This is a genomic window from Segatella albensis DSM 11370 = JCM 12258 (assembly GCF_000426565.1).
Taxonomy (GTDB): Bacteria; Bacteroidota; Bacteroidia; order Bacteroidales; family Bacteroidaceae; genus Prevotella; species Prevotella albensis.
The window spans coordinates 116529-134359 of sequence record NZ_KE384540.1; the positions used below are offsets into that span (position 1 = coordinate 116529).

The 17831-nt window shown below is 41.4% G+C and carries 12 protein-coding genes; 5 read left to right on the forward strand and 7 right to left on the reverse strand.

The window, feature by feature from the left end:
* Positions 1-44 precede the first annotated feature (44 nt).
* From K333_RS0110355 to K333_RS0110365, 3 genes are all read left to right on the forward strand, one after another.
* Positions 45-1196 (forward strand): type 1 periplasmic-binding domain-containing protein, encoded by a 1152-nt coding sequence (locus K333_RS0110355; protein ID WP_036886218.1) that lies wholly within the window; start codon positions 45-47, stop codon positions 1194-1196.
* Between the two features lie 63 nt (positions 1197-1259).
* On the forward strand, positions 1260-1973 hold the full coding sequence (locus tag K333_RS0110360; RefSeq protein ID WP_051230976.1) for a porin family protein: 714 nt from the start codon (positions 1260-1262) through the stop codon (positions 1971-1973).
* Positions 1974-2208: 235 nt separating this feature from the next.
* Complete coding sequence (locus K333_RS0110365; protein WP_027452674.1) at positions 2209-3723, forward strand: peptide MFS transporter; 1515 nt, start codon at positions 2209-2211, stop codon at positions 3721-3723.
* 235 nt (positions 3724-3958) lie between these two features.
* Here the strand turns inward: K333_RS0110365 and K333_RS0110370 are convergent, their stop codons facing one another.
* Positions 3959-4582, reverse strand: a complete 624-nt coding sequence (locus tag K333_RS0110370; RefSeq protein WP_024989947.1) for a flavodoxin family protein — start codon at positions 4580-4582, stop codon at positions 3959-3961.
* Positions 4583-4952: 370 nt separating this feature from the next.
* On the opposite strand from K333_RS0110370, the gene K333_RS0110375 reads away from it, so the two are divergent.
* Together K333_RS0110375 and K333_RS0110380 are read left to right on the forward strand one after the other, a co-directional pair.
* Positions 4953-6296, forward strand: a complete 1344-nt coding sequence (locus tag K333_RS0110375) for an AAA family ATPase (RefSeq protein ID WP_024989946.1) — start codon at positions 4953-4955, stop codon at positions 6294-6296.
* Positions 6280-6945, forward strand: coding sequence for an RloB family protein (locus K333_RS0110380; protein ID WP_027452675.1), 666 nt, complete (start codon positions 6280-6282; stop codon positions 6943-6945). The genes K333_RS0110375 and K333_RS0110380 overlap by 17 nt, the downstream gene beginning before the upstream one ends.
* A gap of 82 nt (positions 6946-7027) precedes the next feature.
* On the opposite strand, the gene K333_RS0110385 is transcribed toward K333_RS0110380, so the two are convergent.
* The 6 genes from K333_RS0110385 to K333_RS0110410 are packed head-to-tail and all read right to left on the reverse strand — an operon-like array spanning position 7028 to position 17649.
* The gene (locus K333_RS0110385; RefSeq protein WP_027452676.1) at positions 7028-10087 is read right to left on the reverse strand and encodes a type III restriction-modification system endonuclease; all 3060 of its coding nucleotides are present in this window, start codon (positions 10085-10087) and stop codon (positions 7028-7030) included.
* On the reverse strand, positions 10084-11319 hold the full coding sequence (locus K333_RS0110390; protein ID WP_024989944.1) for a hypothetical protein: 1236 nt from the start codon (positions 11317-11319) through the stop codon (positions 10084-10086). The genes K333_RS0110385 and K333_RS0110390 overlap by 4 nt, the downstream gene beginning before the upstream one ends.
* A 2-nt stretch (positions 11320-11321) precedes the next feature.
* Positions 11322-13253 (reverse strand): site-specific DNA-methyltransferase, encoded by a 1932-nt coding sequence (locus tag K333_RS0110395; RefSeq protein WP_024989943.1) that lies wholly within the window; start codon positions 13251-13253, stop codon positions 11322-11324.
* A 6-nt stretch (positions 13254-13259) separates the two neighbouring features.
* Positions 13260-13817: a hypothetical protein gene (locus K333_RS0110400; protein WP_154653044.1), complete on the reverse strand. Its 558-nt coding sequence runs from the start codon at positions 13815-13817 to the stop codon at positions 13260-13262.
* Complete coding sequence (locus K333_RS0110405; RefSeq protein ID WP_024989941.1) at positions 13814-14416, reverse strand: DUF4391 domain-containing protein; 603 nt, start codon at positions 14414-14416, stop codon at positions 13814-13816. Before K333_RS0110405 ends, K333_RS0110400 begins: the two co-directional genes overlap by 4 nt.
* Before the next feature lie 5 nt (positions 14417-14421).
* Positions 14422-17649 (reverse strand): helicase-related protein, encoded by a 3228-nt coding sequence (locus K333_RS0110410; protein ID WP_024989940.1) that lies wholly within the window; start codon positions 17647-17649, stop codon positions 14422-14424.
* Between the last annotated feature and the right edge of the window lie 182 nt (positions 17650-17831).

A 17831-nucleotide genomic window follows, 5' to 3' on the forward strand; every position in this document is an offset into this window, starting at 1 on the left:
ATTTTTTTGTATTTTTGCACTTGAAAATGATTTTTACCGTGAATATGAGACATTTTTTAAGATATATATTCTTTATTGTTCTTCTGTTGGGCAATACCGTTTTTGTGTCGGCCCAGAGTGCTAAGTGGAATAATATTTCTACCCGTGCCATCAAGGTAGGCATCATGTTGCCACTCCATGATAAAAATGGTGATGGCAAACGAATGGTAGAATATTATCGAGGTATGCTGATGGCCTGTGAAGATTTAAAGAAACAGAACATCTCGGTAGATATCCATGCATGGAATGTAGCCGAGGAAACAGATGTACGTCAGACATTACTTCAGAAGGGAGCAAACCAGTGTGACGTGATCTTCGGTCCACTTTATTCCAATCAAGTAGCCCCGCTTGCAGAATTCTGCAATGCGTACGATATCAAGTTGGTAATTCCATTCTCTATTCAGAGTGATGCCTTGAAGAAAGATAAGATGGTGTACCAAGTGTTCCAGTCACCGGAAGTCCTCAACGACAAGGCTATTACGACCTATCTGAATCGATTCCCACAAGCCCATCCTGTCTTTGTAGGATGTAACGACACGACATCTCGCAAGGGAGTCTTCACGATGGCATTACGAAAGCAACTCGAAAAGCGAAAGATTACCTATAATATCACTAATGTAAATTCACCGGCAGAATCATTTGCCAAGGCCTTTGATCGCAATCGCCAGAATGTAGTCATCTTGAATACCGGTCGCTCTCCGGAACTCACAGCAGTCCTTAACAAACTCGATGCCCTCACGGCATCTAATCCGAGTTTGGTCATTTCCCTCTATGGATACAACGAGTGGCTCATGTATGTCAATTACAATCTGAATAGGTTCTTCAAGTACGACACCTATATACCTTCCACATTCTATCTGAATAGTTCGAATGCAAAGACCATACAGCTCAAGCGCGAATACAAACAATGGTTTGGTCACGACATGATGTATGCTTTACCGAGTTTCGCACTTACCGGTTATGACCATGCACTATTCTTCTTGACAGGAATTCATCGATATGGTCGAAACTTCAATGGCAGCAAGGTACAAAACGTCTGTGTGCCAATACAGTCACCAATGCATTTTGAACAAGTAGGCAAGGGAGGATACCAGAACAATTATTTCCAACTGATCCATTACAATTTTGCCCGTCAGATAGAGTCTATCAGTTATTAATTGACTTTCAGTATGAAAAAGATAAACCATCATATTTTTCGTTTGTTCCTCGTAGTGGCCCTCATGAGCGTGATGACCCCCGTTTCAGCACAGATCGGCGAGCATCGCAACACCTTTGCAGTAGGAGGCAATGCCGGCTATATATTAAGTAATGTGGGTTTTGTGCCTACAGTAGCCCAAGGACTTCATGGAGGACCGACGGCCGGTTTCTCATGGCGCTACACCTGTGAAAAATATTTCTCTACAATATGTTCCATCTATGGAGAAGTGAATTATGCCTCAATAGGATGGAAAGAAAATATCGTTGACATCAATGATACCAAAGTTGTGGATGCAACCACAGGAAATCCCCAAGAATACAGTCGTACCATCAACTATGTACAAGTACCCGTCATGGCACATCTGGCATGGGGAAAAGAAAACCGAGGCTTAAACTTCTTCGTGAATGCAGGTCCACAGTTCGGCTATTACCTTAGCGAGTCATCGAGTTACAATTTCGACCTCAATCAAGAGATCGAGCGCATTAAGAATGGAACCTCCCAACGTTCCAGCAGCATTTATGCCCAAGACACGATGCAAGTAAAGAACAAGTTAGATTATGGTATAGCAGCCGGATTAGGTTTAGAATATTCCGTACCCAAGGTAGGTCATTTCATGCTTACGGCCCGATATTATTATGGATTAGGCAACATCTATGGTAGTCGCAAGCGTGATGCATTTAGCAAGAGTAATCACGGCAATATCGTGATCAAGGCAACCTATCTGATAGATTTATAGAATATCCCGATAAGATATCATATCAAATAAAGGGAAAGACATTTAGTTTTATGATTCTTTCCTATTTGTCAATTATCTGTTTCATATCATCTGAGACAGATAATTGTTTTATAGAAACTATGCAAAAAACTATCAGAAAGTTCGTAATAATGAATTAATTTTGTATTTTTGCAACCGGAATTTATTTAATCCGTTACAAATAGGAATATTAATAATTATAAAACGATAATAAGTTATGTTTGAGAATCAACCTAAGGGCCTCTACGCATTGGCCCTGGCTAATACAGGAGAACGTTTCGGATATTACACGATGCTCGCTGTGTTTGCCTTATTCCTACGAGCAAATTTCGGTTTATCAGCCGGTATGGCAGGTAGTATTTATTCAGCCTTCCTAATGCTTGTGTATTTCCTACCATTAGTGGGAGGAGTCCTAGCCGACAAGATCGGTTATGGTAAATGTGTTACCTTTGGTGTCGTTATCATGTTCCTAGGCTATCTGTTCCTCTCCGTTCCTCTGGGTGGAGGCACCCTAGCACTTGGATGCATGTTGGCAGCCCTTGTCCTCATCTCATTTGGAACCGGACTATTCAAGGGAAACCTACAAGTTATGGTAGGTAACCTATATGACGACCCACGATATCAGTCACAGCGAGATAGCGGATTCTCCGTTTTCTATATGGCCATCAATATCGGAGCCCTCTTTGCACCAACGATGGCAGTAAAGATCATGGAGTGGGCACAGAAGAGTCTAGGTTACAGCGAAAACGACTCATATCATTTTGCATTCATGGTAGCCTGCGCTTCACTGATCCTTTCTATCGCAATCTATTACGCATTCCGTTCAACCTTCCGTCAGGTAGAAGGCGGCAAGAAAGTAGACAATGCAGAGGCACAACCGGTAGAAGAAATCTCTCCAGCAGAGACCCGAGAGCGTATCGTCGCATTATGTCTTGTCTTCGCGGTAGTCATCTTCTTCTGGATGGCATTCCATCAGAACGGACTTTCACTCACATATTTTGCCGATGAGTTCGTACAGCCACAGGCAACAGGTGTTACAGGAATGGCCTTCGACGTCACTAACCTAGTAGCGATTGTCTTTATCGTGTACAGTTCATTTGCATTTTTCCAGAGCAAGAGCGGACAAGGCAAGGTGATATCAGCTATCGTCTTTGTCATCGCAGCCGCAATGATTGGTTACAATTACAGCGAGAGCAACGAAGTTGTAGCAGTAAGCGCACCGATCTTCCAGCAGTTCAATCCATTCTATGTTGTAGCCCTCACACCAGTGTCTATGGGCATCTTCTCATGGTTAGCCAAGAAAGGCAAAGAACCATCAGCACCTCGCAAGATCGCTTATGGAATGCTAGTAGCCGGTATCGCCTATGGCCTGATGATTCTCGCCTCATTAGGTTTGAATACACCAGAAGCCCAGGCAGCAGCCGGAGCAACAAAGACCTACACCTCAGCATGGTGGCTCATTGGCACCTATCTCATCCTTACCTTCGGCGAGTTGTTATTAAGTCCGATGGGAATATCATTCGTTAGCAAGGTAGCCCCACCAAAGTACAAAGGAACCATGATGGGCGGTTGGTTCGTAGCCACAGCCATTGGAAACCAACTCGTGATGGTAGGCGGTCTATTATGGGGCGGTTTCCAGTTATGGATGGTATGGAGTGTATTTATTTTACTCTGCGTCCTTTCCGCACTCTTCATGTTCTGCATTATGAAGAAACTCGAGAAGGTATGCTAATCCCTTCTTGAAAAGATAAAATAAAAAGAGCCTCGCTATCCAACAGGAAAGCGAGGCTCTTTTATACTAATACCCTCATTTAGGATCCTTACCAAGCAAAAATCTGTCGATAAAATCCTCCACGATACCATATTGTTCCTGAGGAAGCTGACAATGAGGATGGTTGCCACGTAACCCCGATGTGAGCCATATCAATACGTGTACGTTCAGTTTATGGTATTAGTTATTATTAAGATTATCGGATAAAGTTCATCGGATTCCAAGGCTCCGTTTCCGGATGCTCAGTAGTCTCCACACCCTTAAACTTCTTAAGCATCCACGCCATGTTACGTGCCAGTTGGCGCATCGTCTGCATCCCCTCAGAATCCTGAGCAGCCTCACCCGGATTACGGCCATACGCCAGATTCCAATATTGAGAAGTCACGATAGGCATATTCATCATCTGGAACGCCATGTTCAAAGTTTGGAAAGCCGCCGTAGCTCCACCACGTCGAGCCACCGCAATGTTAGCGACAGGTTTGAATCTGAAAGCATCCCCCTTAGCATAGAGCATACGTTGGATAACAGCAAGTAACGCACCATTAGGTTGCCCATAATACACAGGTGAGCCGAAGACGAACGCATCCGCCTTTTCAGCCTTTTCAAGGATCCTGTTGCACACATCATCATCAAAGGTACAGCGTCCATTCCCTTTAGCCTTACAAGTGCCACAGGCGATACATCCCCTTACCGGTTTGTTACCGATCTGTACGATTTCAGCATCCACGCCTTCTGTCTGGAGCGTCTTAGCGATTTCAGATAATGCGATAAAAGTGTTGCCATCCTTAATGGCACTACCGTTTACTAATAAAACTTTCATATCTCTTATATCTAACTGATGTTTTTGTATATGTATTAATTCAACGAATAGTGCAAATTTACAATATCTTTTCGTAAAAGCATACGAATAGAGTTAAGAAATTCAACTTTTTCTTCAGAACACGATCTAGTTTAAATAACAAAATGTAGATTCTTGGAAGTTTGACGAATATGTCATAGCGCCTTTATGATTCTTGTAAATACTATTTTAAAATCAAATTTATAGAATTCTCGTATTGACGACTGACTAGATAATAAGATATTGTGCAGTTCTTGTCGTATTTACACATATTTAACGAAAATATCCGTCTGAGTTATGAAATGATTTGTTATCTTTGTGCCGAATATTCACGAAAGAGATCTGGATAGTTATGTTAGTATCTGCTAAATTTGAAAATATATACTCGTTCAACGAGGAGACACGCATCTTGTTCACAGCTAGCAAGAGCGACCTGTTGCCGTTGCAAGTGTCACGTGCGGAGAAACGAGATGATATATCCGTGCTGCGCATGGGATTGATTTACGGTGCCAATGCTTCAGGAAAGTCAAACATCATAAAATGTTTGGCTATTATCAAGGCGTTTGCTCTGAATGGTTGGAGCAAACGCAAGTATAACTACTTCAAGATGACGGATGAGCCGCAAGAGCGTTCAAGCATAGAATTGGAATTCAAAGTGGATGGACAATTCTTTGCATACGGTGTGGCATTTTCAAAGGGTGGTTTGCTGGAGGAATGGTTGTATAAGACCGGTAGCCGTACTGATACCCTGATTTTTGAACGCAAACGTTCTGTCAACGAATGGGAAAATGTGATTGCGCCTCAATTTATGAAGAATGAAGATGGGCAGTTCTTAAAGTTCTTGATTGATGGTACACCCACGAAGGGTACTTTCCTAAGCGAGTACATCAAGCGTAATGGAAAGGGAATTGATGCCATCAAGTCAGCACACAAGTGGTTTGAGAATCTGAACATCATCTTCCCTGATACGCACAGAACAGACTTCCCGTTCCGAATAGTGAACGATACCCAGTTCAGAACCGTGATGCGCGAACTGCTCAACTATTTTGGTACTGGCATCTCCGACCTTTGTCGTGTAGAGTCAAAGCCCGAAGAATTGGGCATTCCAGACGAGATCAGACAAAAGATAGAGGAGAGTCTTGAAGGCAAGGATAAAAGAAATGGAGTCATGATTCACAATGACAGTCGCTTTATTTTTGCCGAAAAAGACGAGTCCATGAACTTGAAATGGCATGAATTGAAAACCATCCACAAGAAAGAAGGTAGTAACTCGAATTATATCTTCGAGATGTTTGAGGAGTCCGACGGAACGTCTCGTCTATTCGACTTCATTCCGATGCTTATCGATATGCGTGCCAACGATTCGGTTTATGTCATAGACGAAGTAGATAGAAGTTTGCATCCTATGTTGACATTGAAGTTATTAGAAATGTATAACAGTTTGCTTAAAACAGATTCAAATATGCAGTTGGTATGTACCACACATGAGTCCAATCTACTTTCTACAGCTCCTATCCGTCAGGACGAAGTTTGGTTTGTAGAAAAAGACGAAAGAGGGGAAAGCCATTTGTCTTCGCTCTGTGAGTACAAGCCGAGGGAGAAAGTGCAGAAGGGCTATCTGAATGGCCGATACGGAGCAATTCCATTCTTTGGTGAACTGAATAATATTCATTGGGACGATGCGGAGCAGGAATAGTTTGATGCGCGAACGTCATGAAGCATTTCGTGACGCTCGTCTGATAGTTATAGCCTCCGAAGGCAAGGACACGGAGCAGATATATTTCAAGGCATTGGCCAAGGAATATACCAATCCTCGCGTGCATGTACATATTTTGGAACGTAGCGAGGACGAGCAGAATAGCTCCAGTCCAGAATACGTATTGAAGCAACTGAATAACTATAAAAGTCTGTATGAGTTGGAAGCTGACGATGAATTGTGGTTGGTTGTTGACAAAGACCGTTGGACAGATGCAATGTTGTCTCGTGTAGCCACGGAGTGTACACAAGAAGTTTCCATGCACATGGCTTTGAGTAATCCTTGTTTCGAGCTTTGGCTTTTGTTGCATTTGGAAGATGCTTCGTCGCTGACACCCAAAGAACAGAAACAATGGATGGAGAATCGTCGCAAGTCGAGAAATACCGATCCATTCCTGAAGGTACGTTTGCGCCAAAAGATGGGTTCCTATCATGAGTCAGCTTACGATGCCCCTGCTTTAATAGCTCATGTAGAAGAAGCAATAGTGCGAGCAAAAGCCTTGGACAAAAATCCTACCGACCGTTGGCCGCAAACACTCGGTACACGAGTGTATCTATTGGTAGAAAGTGTGATGAACAGAAATCAATAAAAGGTAAAGTTCAAAAGAAATATTATAACTCGGGTGGAAACAATTTGATATGTTTCCGCCCGTTATTATTTGTTCCTATACTTTATGGTATATTTTTCATAACCTCCAGCAATTTGTCGTAACTGCTCACCTCGTGGTAGCGGACATTACTTGTTGATAGTTCGTTGAAGAGTTTTTTCGCACAGTCTATTTTAGCCTTTTCTACACCCTTCAACTGCATGGAGTCCATCGAACCTTTAGTCTCAGCGATAAAGAATATGTGTTTAATACCCATATTATCGTTGAAGGCTATAGCCCAGTCAGGTGCGTAATTACCTACTGGTGTCGGAATTTGGAAAGTGCGTGGCAATTTGGCATATACACAAACCTCATCAGCTTTATCAAGGTCTTCTGCAAAGTCGCGTTCCCCCTTACTATCAGAGAATACATAGTCCAAGATATGCTTCTTGGCAGGATATGCTTTATCTACCGATTGTCGGCTCTTCTCCTGTGTAAAGATATCGGTGTCGTAAGTGTCTGCCGTAAGGTTGTAAGTAATGTGCTCCACTATCATCGTGGCTTTTTGCTCTTTGATGAGTTTTACGACCTTGCGGATAAATTCCTCAGGATTGTTCTTGAACAATAGCAGACGTGCCGGCAAGATACCCTTTAAGATTCTTACAACCGTTCTTCGGGTGAGCGTCGCACCACGGGCGATGTCTCCCACTAAGTCGTATGAAACCGTAGAAGTGCAAACCTCTTGCATCTCTTGATGACGTGTATGTTGGTCACCATCGAAATCCATTCCATTTCCCTGTTCGCCTGTTGTTACCACATAACGCAATTGTGTAACGGTTAAGTCTTTGTTAATGGCAGCGATGGAATTCTTGATAAGTTCTTCGCTGTCGTAGTGGACAGTATAGACATAACGGTGGTTGATTTCTGCCCAAAGTTTCTTAAACTCTTCTTTCTGAGCATTGGCATTTAGTTTGTCGTTGATAACCTCAGCCTTATCATTAGCATCTTCGATCATACCTTCCATGGCAACAGGGTCAAAGATTCCCTGTATCAACTTATGCACTTGTTCTGCTATAGGTTGTAGTTTCTTACCAACTGGAGCAAGTGTTTCTTGCTTCATATCCTCATGGTAGGATTGCAAGATATTTCCTTTCTCGTCAGTATAGTCGTTTTCAAAAAGATAGTTGACAATAGATGCTGCTTCCATAGCAGAGATGGTATGCAGCTCTTCGCCCACCTTAAAGGTCTTTCCTTCGAAGTAAGCAATTGTGGCCTGTGTAGGACGTTCACGCAAGGTCTCGCGTGTTTCTTTCTGAAGGTTGTCGACAAATGAAGAATAACTTTCGTTTGCAATGACGGTCAATTTGTTGATATCATGAACTCTGTCACCCAACCGTTCAGCATCCATACGATTACCTTGTTGGTCCACACAGATACGAAGACCGCGGCCCACCTCTTGACGCTTTGCCGTTGCACTATTGGCATGGCGCAACGTACATATCTGGAACACATTGGGATTGTCCCAGCCTTCACGCAGTGCCGAGTGAGAGAATATGAAGCGCGTAGGCTCGTCGAAACTTAGCAACCGTTCCTTATCTTTCAGGATTAAGTCGTAAGCGGAAATATCAGAAGAAAAGGTTTCTCCACGTTTTACCTTACTGTTTATTGCGTGACCTTTCTTGTCAATGGAGAAGTAGCCGTTATGCACTTGTTCCACAGAGAACTTGCGCAAGTATTTCTGATAGTCATCCTCAAAGAGGGATATGTTCTCATTGAGGTAGCGCATGTATTCCTCCTCAAACATCTTCCAAAGTTGTCCTTTTACCACATTGCCTTCCTCGTCATAACTCTTATAGTTCGCTACCTCGTCAATGAAGAAAAGCGAGAGCGTCTTGATGCCTTGGCGGAATAACTCACGCTCTTTCTCAAAGTGACTTGCCACCGTCTCACGGATTTGTATCTGTTGAATGGTCTTTTCCGACACATCGCCCATAACCTCACCTTTGTGTAGTTTGTCGCCGTTACGGAAATAGATGGTGTTGGTATAGGCATTTATCTCAGTTATAACAAACTCCTTATAGGCAGGAAGTTTTGAAGCATCGTAGAGAGAATCGCCTTGTGAGAACTTCATGGTCTGTCTGCGAGTGTTGTTGGTCCCCTGCACTTCTATTTCCAGTTTCACCTCTGGTGCCTTGTTCTTCGACAAAATGATGTTGTCAAAGTAGATATAGGCTTGCGAGCCCAATAGGTTTTGCAGGGTGATACCTTTCACCTGGATCTTCTTCACCAATCGTTGACGATAGGCATCGTAGGCATCAAGTGCATAGATGCAATTGTGCGATGTCTTGTGAGTTGCAGAATAATTAAGGACAAACAGCGGTTTAAAGTTCTTCAACGCTTTCTGAGTAGCAGCACCCTCCATCTTTTGTGGTTCATCCATGATAATGATAGGACGGTTTGCTGCTATTACGTCTATTGGGCGTCGGCTTTGGAAGTCGTCGCGTTTCGAATAGATGATACGCGCAGCAGCATCTCCTTTACGACCCTTTACATTTTTATCTTCATTCAGAGAAGTGTTGAATGCCTGAGTATTGATGATCATTACATTGATGCTGGCATCGCTACTGAACGAGTCTATCTGCGTAAGGTTGCTGCTATCGTAGATAAAGTAGCGTGCCTTCTTGCCATACTGTTCCATGAAGTGGTCTTCAAGCATTGTAAAACTTTTATATACACCCTCACGAATGGCGATGCTCGGTACCACAACAATGAACTTAGACCAACCATAGCGTTTATTCATCTCAAACATTGTCTTGATATAGACATAGGTCTTACCAGTACCTGTTTCCATCTCGATATCAAGCGAACATGCACCTAAACCATCAGGTTTGCTCAGGAGTTTGCTTTGTGGAATATCATTTTCAACCTGTATCTTTTCAATATTCTCCAAAAGTTGATGGGCGTTAAGTTCTACATCATTGTTGCGCCATCCCATATATTCGTCATCGTAAACGATGCGACCTGCTGTTTTTCCCAAGTCACGACGGTATTGCGCATTGGTCTTTGACGGCTGTCCTGCAAAAACGTTAACTGTCTGCTCCACAGCATCCGTCTGATATTGTTGTATCTTAAACTTGAATTTCATAATTTATTCATTATTTGCTGCCACACTCCTTCGTGCAGATCATGACTATTTACTTCTATTATCTTAATTCCAACCGTATTTAGGAACATTTTTTTTCCATCTGTCATAGGACTGTCTATATCTTTCAAATGAACATACCAACCTTTTAGGCTTTTGTGAGTAAGAATATTATACTTTGCTCTTTCAACGAGAAGCCAACGAAGTACATATTCATCTTCATTTAAACCTACTCCCCAAATAAAAAGGTCTCGATAAAAGAAAATGCTAATCCATGTATATTTCAGAGTTTCTTTATCTTTGATTAGAGTGAATTTCTCTGATGTTCCATGTAGAATATATAGTCTATTGCGAATTTCGTTAAACATGTTAGCATAATCCAAATAGCCTATCTTAATACTTTGAGGATAATAGGCGAGCCCATTTATATGCCAAATGGCAAATTCCCTCCAGGGATATTCGATCTCTGTTTTTGAGAAATAAGTCTCAAATGGAAAAGTATACTGAGAATCAAGATTGTGAATCTTACAATGCCGTGTCAAATCCATTTTTTTGCTTAACGCTTCGTCGTAGTTCGTTGTCAGAATTGGTATTTGTTCTTTGCTTACAAATCTGAGGAATGGTAATATCCAATCCTGTAAAGAATAATCCTTGAAATACTCCTTTAAGTTCCTCTTAAAAAGATAAAACTTCCTTAATTCTCCGTGTTGCAATTTTTCCGCGAAACTTAGCTGATCATATGTAGTAACTTTGTTATGCGGAAATCCAAAGTCTTCGTGTACAGAAAATACTCTCTCATTAATAAATGATTGTGCTTTTATCAAACTTTCGTTTTCGGAATAAAAAGATGTATCACTGACTATCTTTTCCTCTTTGGATTTTACACTATACGAATATTCAAAAGAGTTATGATTCTGTTGCTTTAGGTCTTTAGTATTCTCAATATATAACGCAATTGATTTTTGAAAAGCCTCTCGTTCTTTGACCAACTCCTGTTGTATGTATAACAGTTCTATCAAATCAAAGTATTCGGGATTAGTTATACCTTCCTGTGGTTTTTTGCCAAGTGAATTAACATCATACTCTTTTTTAATTTTTTCAAGCAATTCATTCCAGTTAACCTTATCTTTGACGCCCTTTGCCCCAATTTCATAGTTGTGTATTCCATTGCCCACAAGAAAGGCGATGGAATTCTGGTTCTTAAGAATTAGTGTAGCAAGTTCGTTGCAAGTCATAATTACAATATTCTTCTAATTGTGTCCTTACTGTAGTGTTCAAAGATTTGCTCGAAGTTGTCTGCCACTTGATCATTGGCGAGACTACTGTCACGCATAATAAAATAGAATGGCTGCTGCTTAGCAATCTCGGTGATTGTTGTCTCGTTCACTTCTTCGTCAAAGCAAGCCAGCAAATAACCATCGGCTACATTCCAAACGGTCTTACCAGCAATCTCAGAGCGTTTAATCTTTGCTGACGGGTCGATGCCTAATTCTATCATGACTTGGAAAAGCAAGTCTTCTTCTGTGCGGTCAGATTTAATATTGTCCTCAAACAAGTCTTTTTCATTAAAGTCTGCTGGAGTATAATATACATCCCGCATATTCGACGAATCAAGTTTTAGAACGCGGAAGCCTGTATCAAGGTCTTGTGTAGTAAGCGGACTCTCTTCTTTGATTTTCTTGCCTGCACGGCGAATACGTTCTTTACCGATTTCGCAGATGTTCTTGTATCCAGCTTTATACGCTTCGCTTTTTTCATCAGTTGCTTCTGGTAGTTGTACCATAATGAACTTACGTTTGCCGCCATCTTCTGCATTGAGTTGCATAACAGCATCGGCAGTGGAGGCGGAACCGGAGAAGAAGTCTAATATCAACGCATTATTGCTTTTGATAGTTTTAAAAAGATATTTTATAAGACCAACTGGCTTTGGATTTGAAAACGGGGTATGATTATCAAAGATTGCCTTCATTTCAGAATTTCCAATTTGATTTATTGGATCTATTATTAAGTTCATGTATGCACGACCCGCTTTTTTTCGAACATTCCCTTCATTATCTACATTCTGATATACTTTATATTTAATAGTGTACTCAGAACCTGCACTTTTATTTGATTTAACAAATTCGATGAATTTGTTTTTTATACCCCACTTTACTTTTTCCTTACTCCATTTCCAGATCCATCCGTCATTAACAAACGATTTACGACCATTTGGAAAAATAATACCACCATCGGGTGCTTCTATTCCATAATTCATAGAATCAGAATACTGTAATCCACCTCTATCAAGTGTATCATAATAAAACTTACCTCTAGTTTTGACAAATTCATCCTGATATTTATAACGATCTTGATTAATAGAATCTTCATCTCTTTGCCAAATCTGATGATTTAAAGTTTCAACATGATATTTTGCATAAAGTAAAATGGATTCAGTCACTATAGCAATGTCTTTAGCATCATTAGCTCCAGTTTTCTTACGCCAATCAAATTTAGCAACAAAGTTATGTTCATCAAAGATTTCATTGCACACTTTCTTTAAGTTCTCAACCTCGTTATCATCAATTGAAATAAATATCACACCATCCTCACTCAGCAAGTCCTTGGCCACTTTGAGACGTGGATAAATCATGTTGAGCCAATCGGTATGGAAACGACCATTGCTTTCAGTATTAGTCACTAATTGGTTGTCATCTTCATCATACTGATCACTATTGTGAACATACTCCTGTTTATCTTGACCGAATTTGTCGTTGTATACAAAGTCATTACCCGTGTTGTATGGTGGGTCAATGTATATCATCTTTACTTTACCAAGATAATTCTCACGAAGTAACTTCAACACTTCTAGGTTGTCACCCTCAATATATAGGTTCTGAGTATTGTCAAAGTCCACACTTTCTTCACGACAAGGACGCAAGGTATCTGTTGTTGGGGTATTTGCCAAACGAATGGCATTACGCTTGTCGGGCCATGTGAACTGATAACGTTCTTCTGGTCCTTCCACTATATCCTTTGACAGTTCCTGACGAAGCTGGTCAAAGTCAATAGCCACCTCAGGCCTACCTTCTGCATTAAGCCTTTCAGTCAAGCAATTAGGGAACAGTTCCCCAATCCGCTTTATATTTTCGTCCACGATATTCGTAGTCTGCATGTTTAATTTGTCCATATTTTATTATTTGTAATTCATTATCATTGTCTCATAATAAGACTTGCCATTCCACTTGTACTTAACATCCACCTTTATCGGCTTGTTCAAATATTCAAGTAAGGCACTTCTCTGAGTTAAATCAAATTCTTCTACGCTAATCCTTGATTTACCACTATTCACTAAGTCTATAATGTCGCAAAAAATCTCTTTATTAGACCTTCCAGGCAAAACTTTGTAGGTTCTACTTTGTAAGGCTTTTATTTGTTTTTGCAATTCTTGTATCGATATGTTTTCTATAAACTTATCTTCAAAAGAGATTTGTATATCGGTTGCCGTACCTTTGCCGTAGTTTTCTATTAGTAAATAACGTGATGCTGTAGATGAAAGACGGTGTTCGTAAACCAATCGAACATCCAAATAGGGCTTATTATCTTCCTCCCATTGATGTTTCATTTCAGCAACTTGTTCGTCATTCTTACTCAAAGTACAATAGGTAATAATAGCCATTGCTATTGTGCCAACTGCGGTTAGTGCTGTCCAAAAAGTACTCCAGCTAAAGCAGCATATACATGTAACTATCATTTCAGTTTCTCCTTTGACTTTATTATCTGTTGATGCAGTTCGTACTTCTTACGTGTCTGCTTCTCAGTACGACACTGCTTTTCTAATGATTCTATCTGGCGAAGCAACTTTTCTCGTTGCTCACGTTGAATAATCTGTTCCTCAATGCTTTCTTCTGCCTGAGCATCCAAGCCTCCAATGGTTGCCACGATGTTATTCCAGACATCATCAAGCGACAATCCTTGTAAAGGAATGAGTGTTGCTTCTGTCTGCTTCCAATCCGACTGCTGCAACCGAGTATGAAATACACATAGTTGTGTTTCTTCATCATATTGCAAGGCAAAGACCAAGTTCTGCGGAATTAGCTTGTGAAGTAGAAGGATGTTCTTGACATCATATTCCTTTTGTTTCAATATCACTTGAAGAACATAGAACCCCTTGATGTTTTGACCTTCTGCCAATGCTGGAACTGTCGCAGGAGATATGCGAGCCACAAGCGACATTCTACTGATGTCCGCATCGAAGTGGTTACGCTCAACTGCTTTGAGATTGAACTTCCCAAAGACTGCCTTTTTATAGAGTGGCTTGTTGATGACTGTAGTAGGAGGTAATTGGAACATAGGCATCATTTGATTACGAGAAAACAAATCAGTTCAAAGTCATCCAGCCCAGAAATACGTTCCTCAAAGAGTTCGCCTACATAGCCATCAAGGAAGCTATCCATATCAGATTCTTCCTTCTTGGAGACTATCGATTCTATAGCCTTGCTAAGCAATTCTGAATATTTCCCCATACGTAAACCATCACGTGTCTCTTTGTTGAAATCACGACAAAGAGTCATGTCTGGCTTTTCCATAGGTTTACAAAGTAGACGCATTCTGTCAAGTAAGTCTTTCGGATGCAAATGGTCAACGACCACTTCACCTTCGTCACTGATATAGACCATATAGAAAGGGTGTAACTGATTTTTGTGGTCGATGTTGACATCAGTTGAGTGGTTCTTCAGTACAAAAACAGTACCTGGAGGAGTTTGCTCGCCACCCTTTACAACAGCATGTATTCCGAAAGGAGTATGTTCGACGTCATGATTAGACTGCATATATTCCAGTAAATCTAAGCGGAACTCATTCAGTCCCAAATCCATGATACTGACTCCTGTATTCATTTCTTCCAAATCTACGACATCCTCTTGCAGACGCTCCAGTTGCTTGCGCCTATATTCCAAGTCATCTTTTTCTTCCGGTGAAAGAATGTTATCATCACCCGTGGCAGTCATCACCGTCACTTTCATACGTGACTCAACACGTCCTTTCAGGTTGATGTATTCGTCGAGTGTCATATCAGGCCAGTAGTTTACCAACTGTATCTGTGCATTCTTTGAGCCGATACGGTCTATACGTCCGAAACGCTGAATGATACGCACTGGATTCCAATGAATATCGTAGTTCAGTAAATAGTCGCAGTCCTGCAAGTTCTGTCCTTCACTGATACAGTCGGTAGCTATCAGTACATCTATTTCTTCCTTCAGATGTGGATAGACGGCTTCACGCTCCTTGGAGATAGGCGAGAATAAAGTCAGGACTTTGTTGAAGTCCAGTTTCTCTTTCAATTTGAGCGTGCTACGCGCTTCCACATCGCCAGTAACTAGCGCCACATTCAATCCTTCTTCCTTCTTGATTTTCTCTGCCAAACAGTCATATAGGTATTGTGCCGTGTCGGAGAAAGCCGTGAAGATAAGTACCTTCTTATTATTGCCATTAATGGGATGGGAAAACTTATCATGCAAGTCGGAGATAAGCTGTTGTAGCTTGCTGTCGTGTTCCGGTGTAATACTCTGGAGCATGAGCAAAAGCAGACGGATAATGTCAAGGTCTTCATTGATTTCCTTCTGCCATGATATATAGTCCATATCCTCCAAGAGAATACGGTTTTTCTTCTTGCCGATGGTGAAGTCCTGTTCGTCTTCATCACTGTCAATGCTTTCGTAGTCGTCCACAGAAACTCGTTTTTCTCCATTCTGGAAACGGGAAATGGCATCAAGGGTTTCTTGCATATAGTCGCGAATGCGTGTCAAGGTCAGACGGAAAGAATTAACAGACGACTCCAAACGTTTCAGTAACTGCATGTTCATCAGTCGCTGAATGCCTTGTTCTCGTTCCTCGATACTTAGCCGATGTCCTGTCGTACTTTCCTCTTCTTTATATTTCCAGAGCTTACTTGGAAGAATGAACGCGGAAGGTGCATAGATAGCCAAATGCAGCATCTGCAACTGATCAAATATTTCGTTGTAGTTGATAGCAGTATCAAGATCTGTCAGATGAGGACTTCTGGAGATAGGCTTTAGGCGCTCAGGGAAAGTGCCGATGTCTGCTGTATCGTAAAACTGCTGAATATGCTTCCTGCTTCGGGCAATAGTGACGGCATCAAGCAATTTGAAGAAGTCAAAGTCGAGCATCTTTAACAGACGCTCTGTTGTTCGTTCCTCTGGTGATAGGTTTGCCCAAATGTTATACGAACCTTGTGCCTGACGGAAAATGTCATCAATGCCTCTATTCGTTGGCAGTAGTTTGTCAAAGGCTTCGGATTCGCCTTCGTAGGCCAGTTGAAGTTGATTCTTCAAATCGTTGAAACGATTGTTGACAGGCGTAGCCGATAACATCAGCACCTTGGTCTTTACGCCGGAACGGATAACTTTGTTCATTAGTTTGAGATAGCGGTTCTCCCTAGGATTTTCGCCGTTCTCATCAGTTGACACCTTACCGCCATTGCGGAAGTTATGGCTTTCGTCGATGACCACGAGATCGAAGTTGCCCCAGTTCACGCGCTCCAAATCAAGATCATTGCTTTTGCCGCTTTCACGTGAAAGGTCGGTGTGATATAATATGTCGTAATTGAATCGGTCTCGGGCCAGAGGGTTGTTCACATAGTTCTGGCGATAGGTGTTCCAGTTCTCATAGAGTTTCTTAGGGCAAAGCACCAGTACAGTACGGTTACGGCTCTCAAAATATTTGATAACCGACAAGGCAGTAAAGGTTTTACCTAGGCCTACACTATCAGCAAGTATGCAACCATTGTATTTCTCTAGTTTATTGATGATTGCCAATGCTGCATCCTTTTGGAAGTTATATAGTTTGTTCCAGATGGCAGAATCCTTGAAACCAGTTGCTTCTTTTGGCAGTTCATCTTCACTGATATCCTCCAAAAACTCGTTAAAGATGTTGTATAGAGCAACGAAATACAGAAACTCAGGGGCATTCTCTTTATAAGCATTGCTGATATTGTCTATCACTTCTTCCGTTACAACCTGCAAGCGATTTGTGTCATTCCAAATTTGGTTAAATAAGTCGATATATGCTTTGGAGAATGGTGCTTCAGCTTTCTGAATCATTGTGTAGGCGTTGTTGCCTTTCTCGCAACCGAGGTCAACGGTTGTAAAACCGTTTATTGGCGAGTAACTTGTGTCATCAATGTTGATAAACCCCATCATCTGCTCGTTGGTTTTGTTTGACTTGAAACAAGCTTTCTCTTTTATCCAGTCAGCACATTCGCGTGCGATAGCCTTCTGCGTAAGTTCGTTGCGAAGTTTTACTTCAAACTCTGATCCATAAACTGTACGTTCACGGTTGAGGCGTGGAATATAAAACTCACGCTGTTGTTTTGGTGTCTTTTCTGTTGTAAACGTAGGTGAAGTGAAAATGAAACGTAGCTCCTTGACATCCTTTAAAGCTTCTTTCAGTTCTTGAAAGGCATAGATGGAGAAACAAGAGGCCGCTATAGATAGTCGGCTTCCGGCTTTCACTTGCTTTAGGATATCATCCCGTAGTGTCTTGTTTATGTTGTTAATCAGCTCCATCCATCTAAGAAATAAAAACTCTCTTACAGTGCCTCGACGGGTGACCTAACCTTTTTACACTACGAGAGATGTCTCATAATTTCTGTTTTGATTGATAGGTAATTTGTGGCCTTTGTCGAGGATATCCAATCACTCAGCAAAAGGCAAAATGAGGTATTCTTCGTTCGTCTCTTCCTAAGAGA

What these genes read in the sequence shown, in the direction of transcription:
- K333_RS0110400 (WP_154653044.1), bottom strand. Translation starts at nt 13,817, where the DNA reads ATGATAGTTACATGTATATGCTGCTTTAGCTGGAGTACTTTTTGGACA.
- K333_RS0110355 (WP_036886218.1), top strand. Translation starts at nt 45, where the DNA reads ATGAGACATTTTTTAAGATATATATTCTTTATTGTTCTTCTGTTGGGC.
- K333_RS0110365 (WP_027452674.1), top strand. Translation starts at nt 2,209, where the DNA reads ATGTTTGAGAATCAACCTAAGGGCCTCTACGCATTGGCCCTGGCTAAT.
- K333_RS0110360 (WP_051230976.1), top strand. Translation starts at nt 1,260, where the DNA reads ATGAGCGTGATGACCCCCGTTTCAGCACAGATCGGCGAGCATCGCAAC.
- K333_RS0110405 (WP_024989941.1), bottom strand. Translation starts at nt 14,416, where the DNA reads ATGTTCCAATTACCTCCTACTACAGTCATCAACAAGCCACTCTATAAA.
- K333_RS0110390 (WP_024989944.1), bottom strand. Translation starts at nt 11,319, where the DNA reads ATGACTTGCAACGAACTTGCTACACTAATTCTTAAGAACCAGAATTCC.
- K333_RS0110370 (WP_024989947.1), bottom strand. Translation starts at nt 4,582, where the DNA reads ATGAAAGTTTTATTAGTAAACGGTAGTGCCATTAAGGATGGCAACACT.
- K333_RS0110395 (WP_024989943.1), bottom strand. Translation starts at nt 13,253, where the DNA reads ATGGACAAATTAAACATGCAGACTACGAATATCGTGGACGAAAATATA.
- K333_RS0110385 (WP_027452676.1), bottom strand. Translation starts at nt 10,087, where the DNA reads ATGAAATTCAAGTTTAAGATACAACAATATCAGACGGATGCTGTGGAG.
- K333_RS0110380 (WP_027452675.1), top strand. Translation starts at nt 6,280, where the DNA reads ATGCGGAGCAGGAATAGTTTGATGCGCGAACGTCATGAAGCATTTCGT.
- K333_RS0110410 (WP_024989940.1), bottom strand. Translation starts at nt 17,649, where the DNA reads ATGGAGCTGATTAACAACATAAACAAGACACTACGGGATGATATCCTA.
- K333_RS0110375 (WP_024989946.1), top strand. Translation starts at nt 4,953, where the DNA reads ATGTTAGTATCTGCTAAATTTGAAAATATATACTCGTTCAACGAGGAG.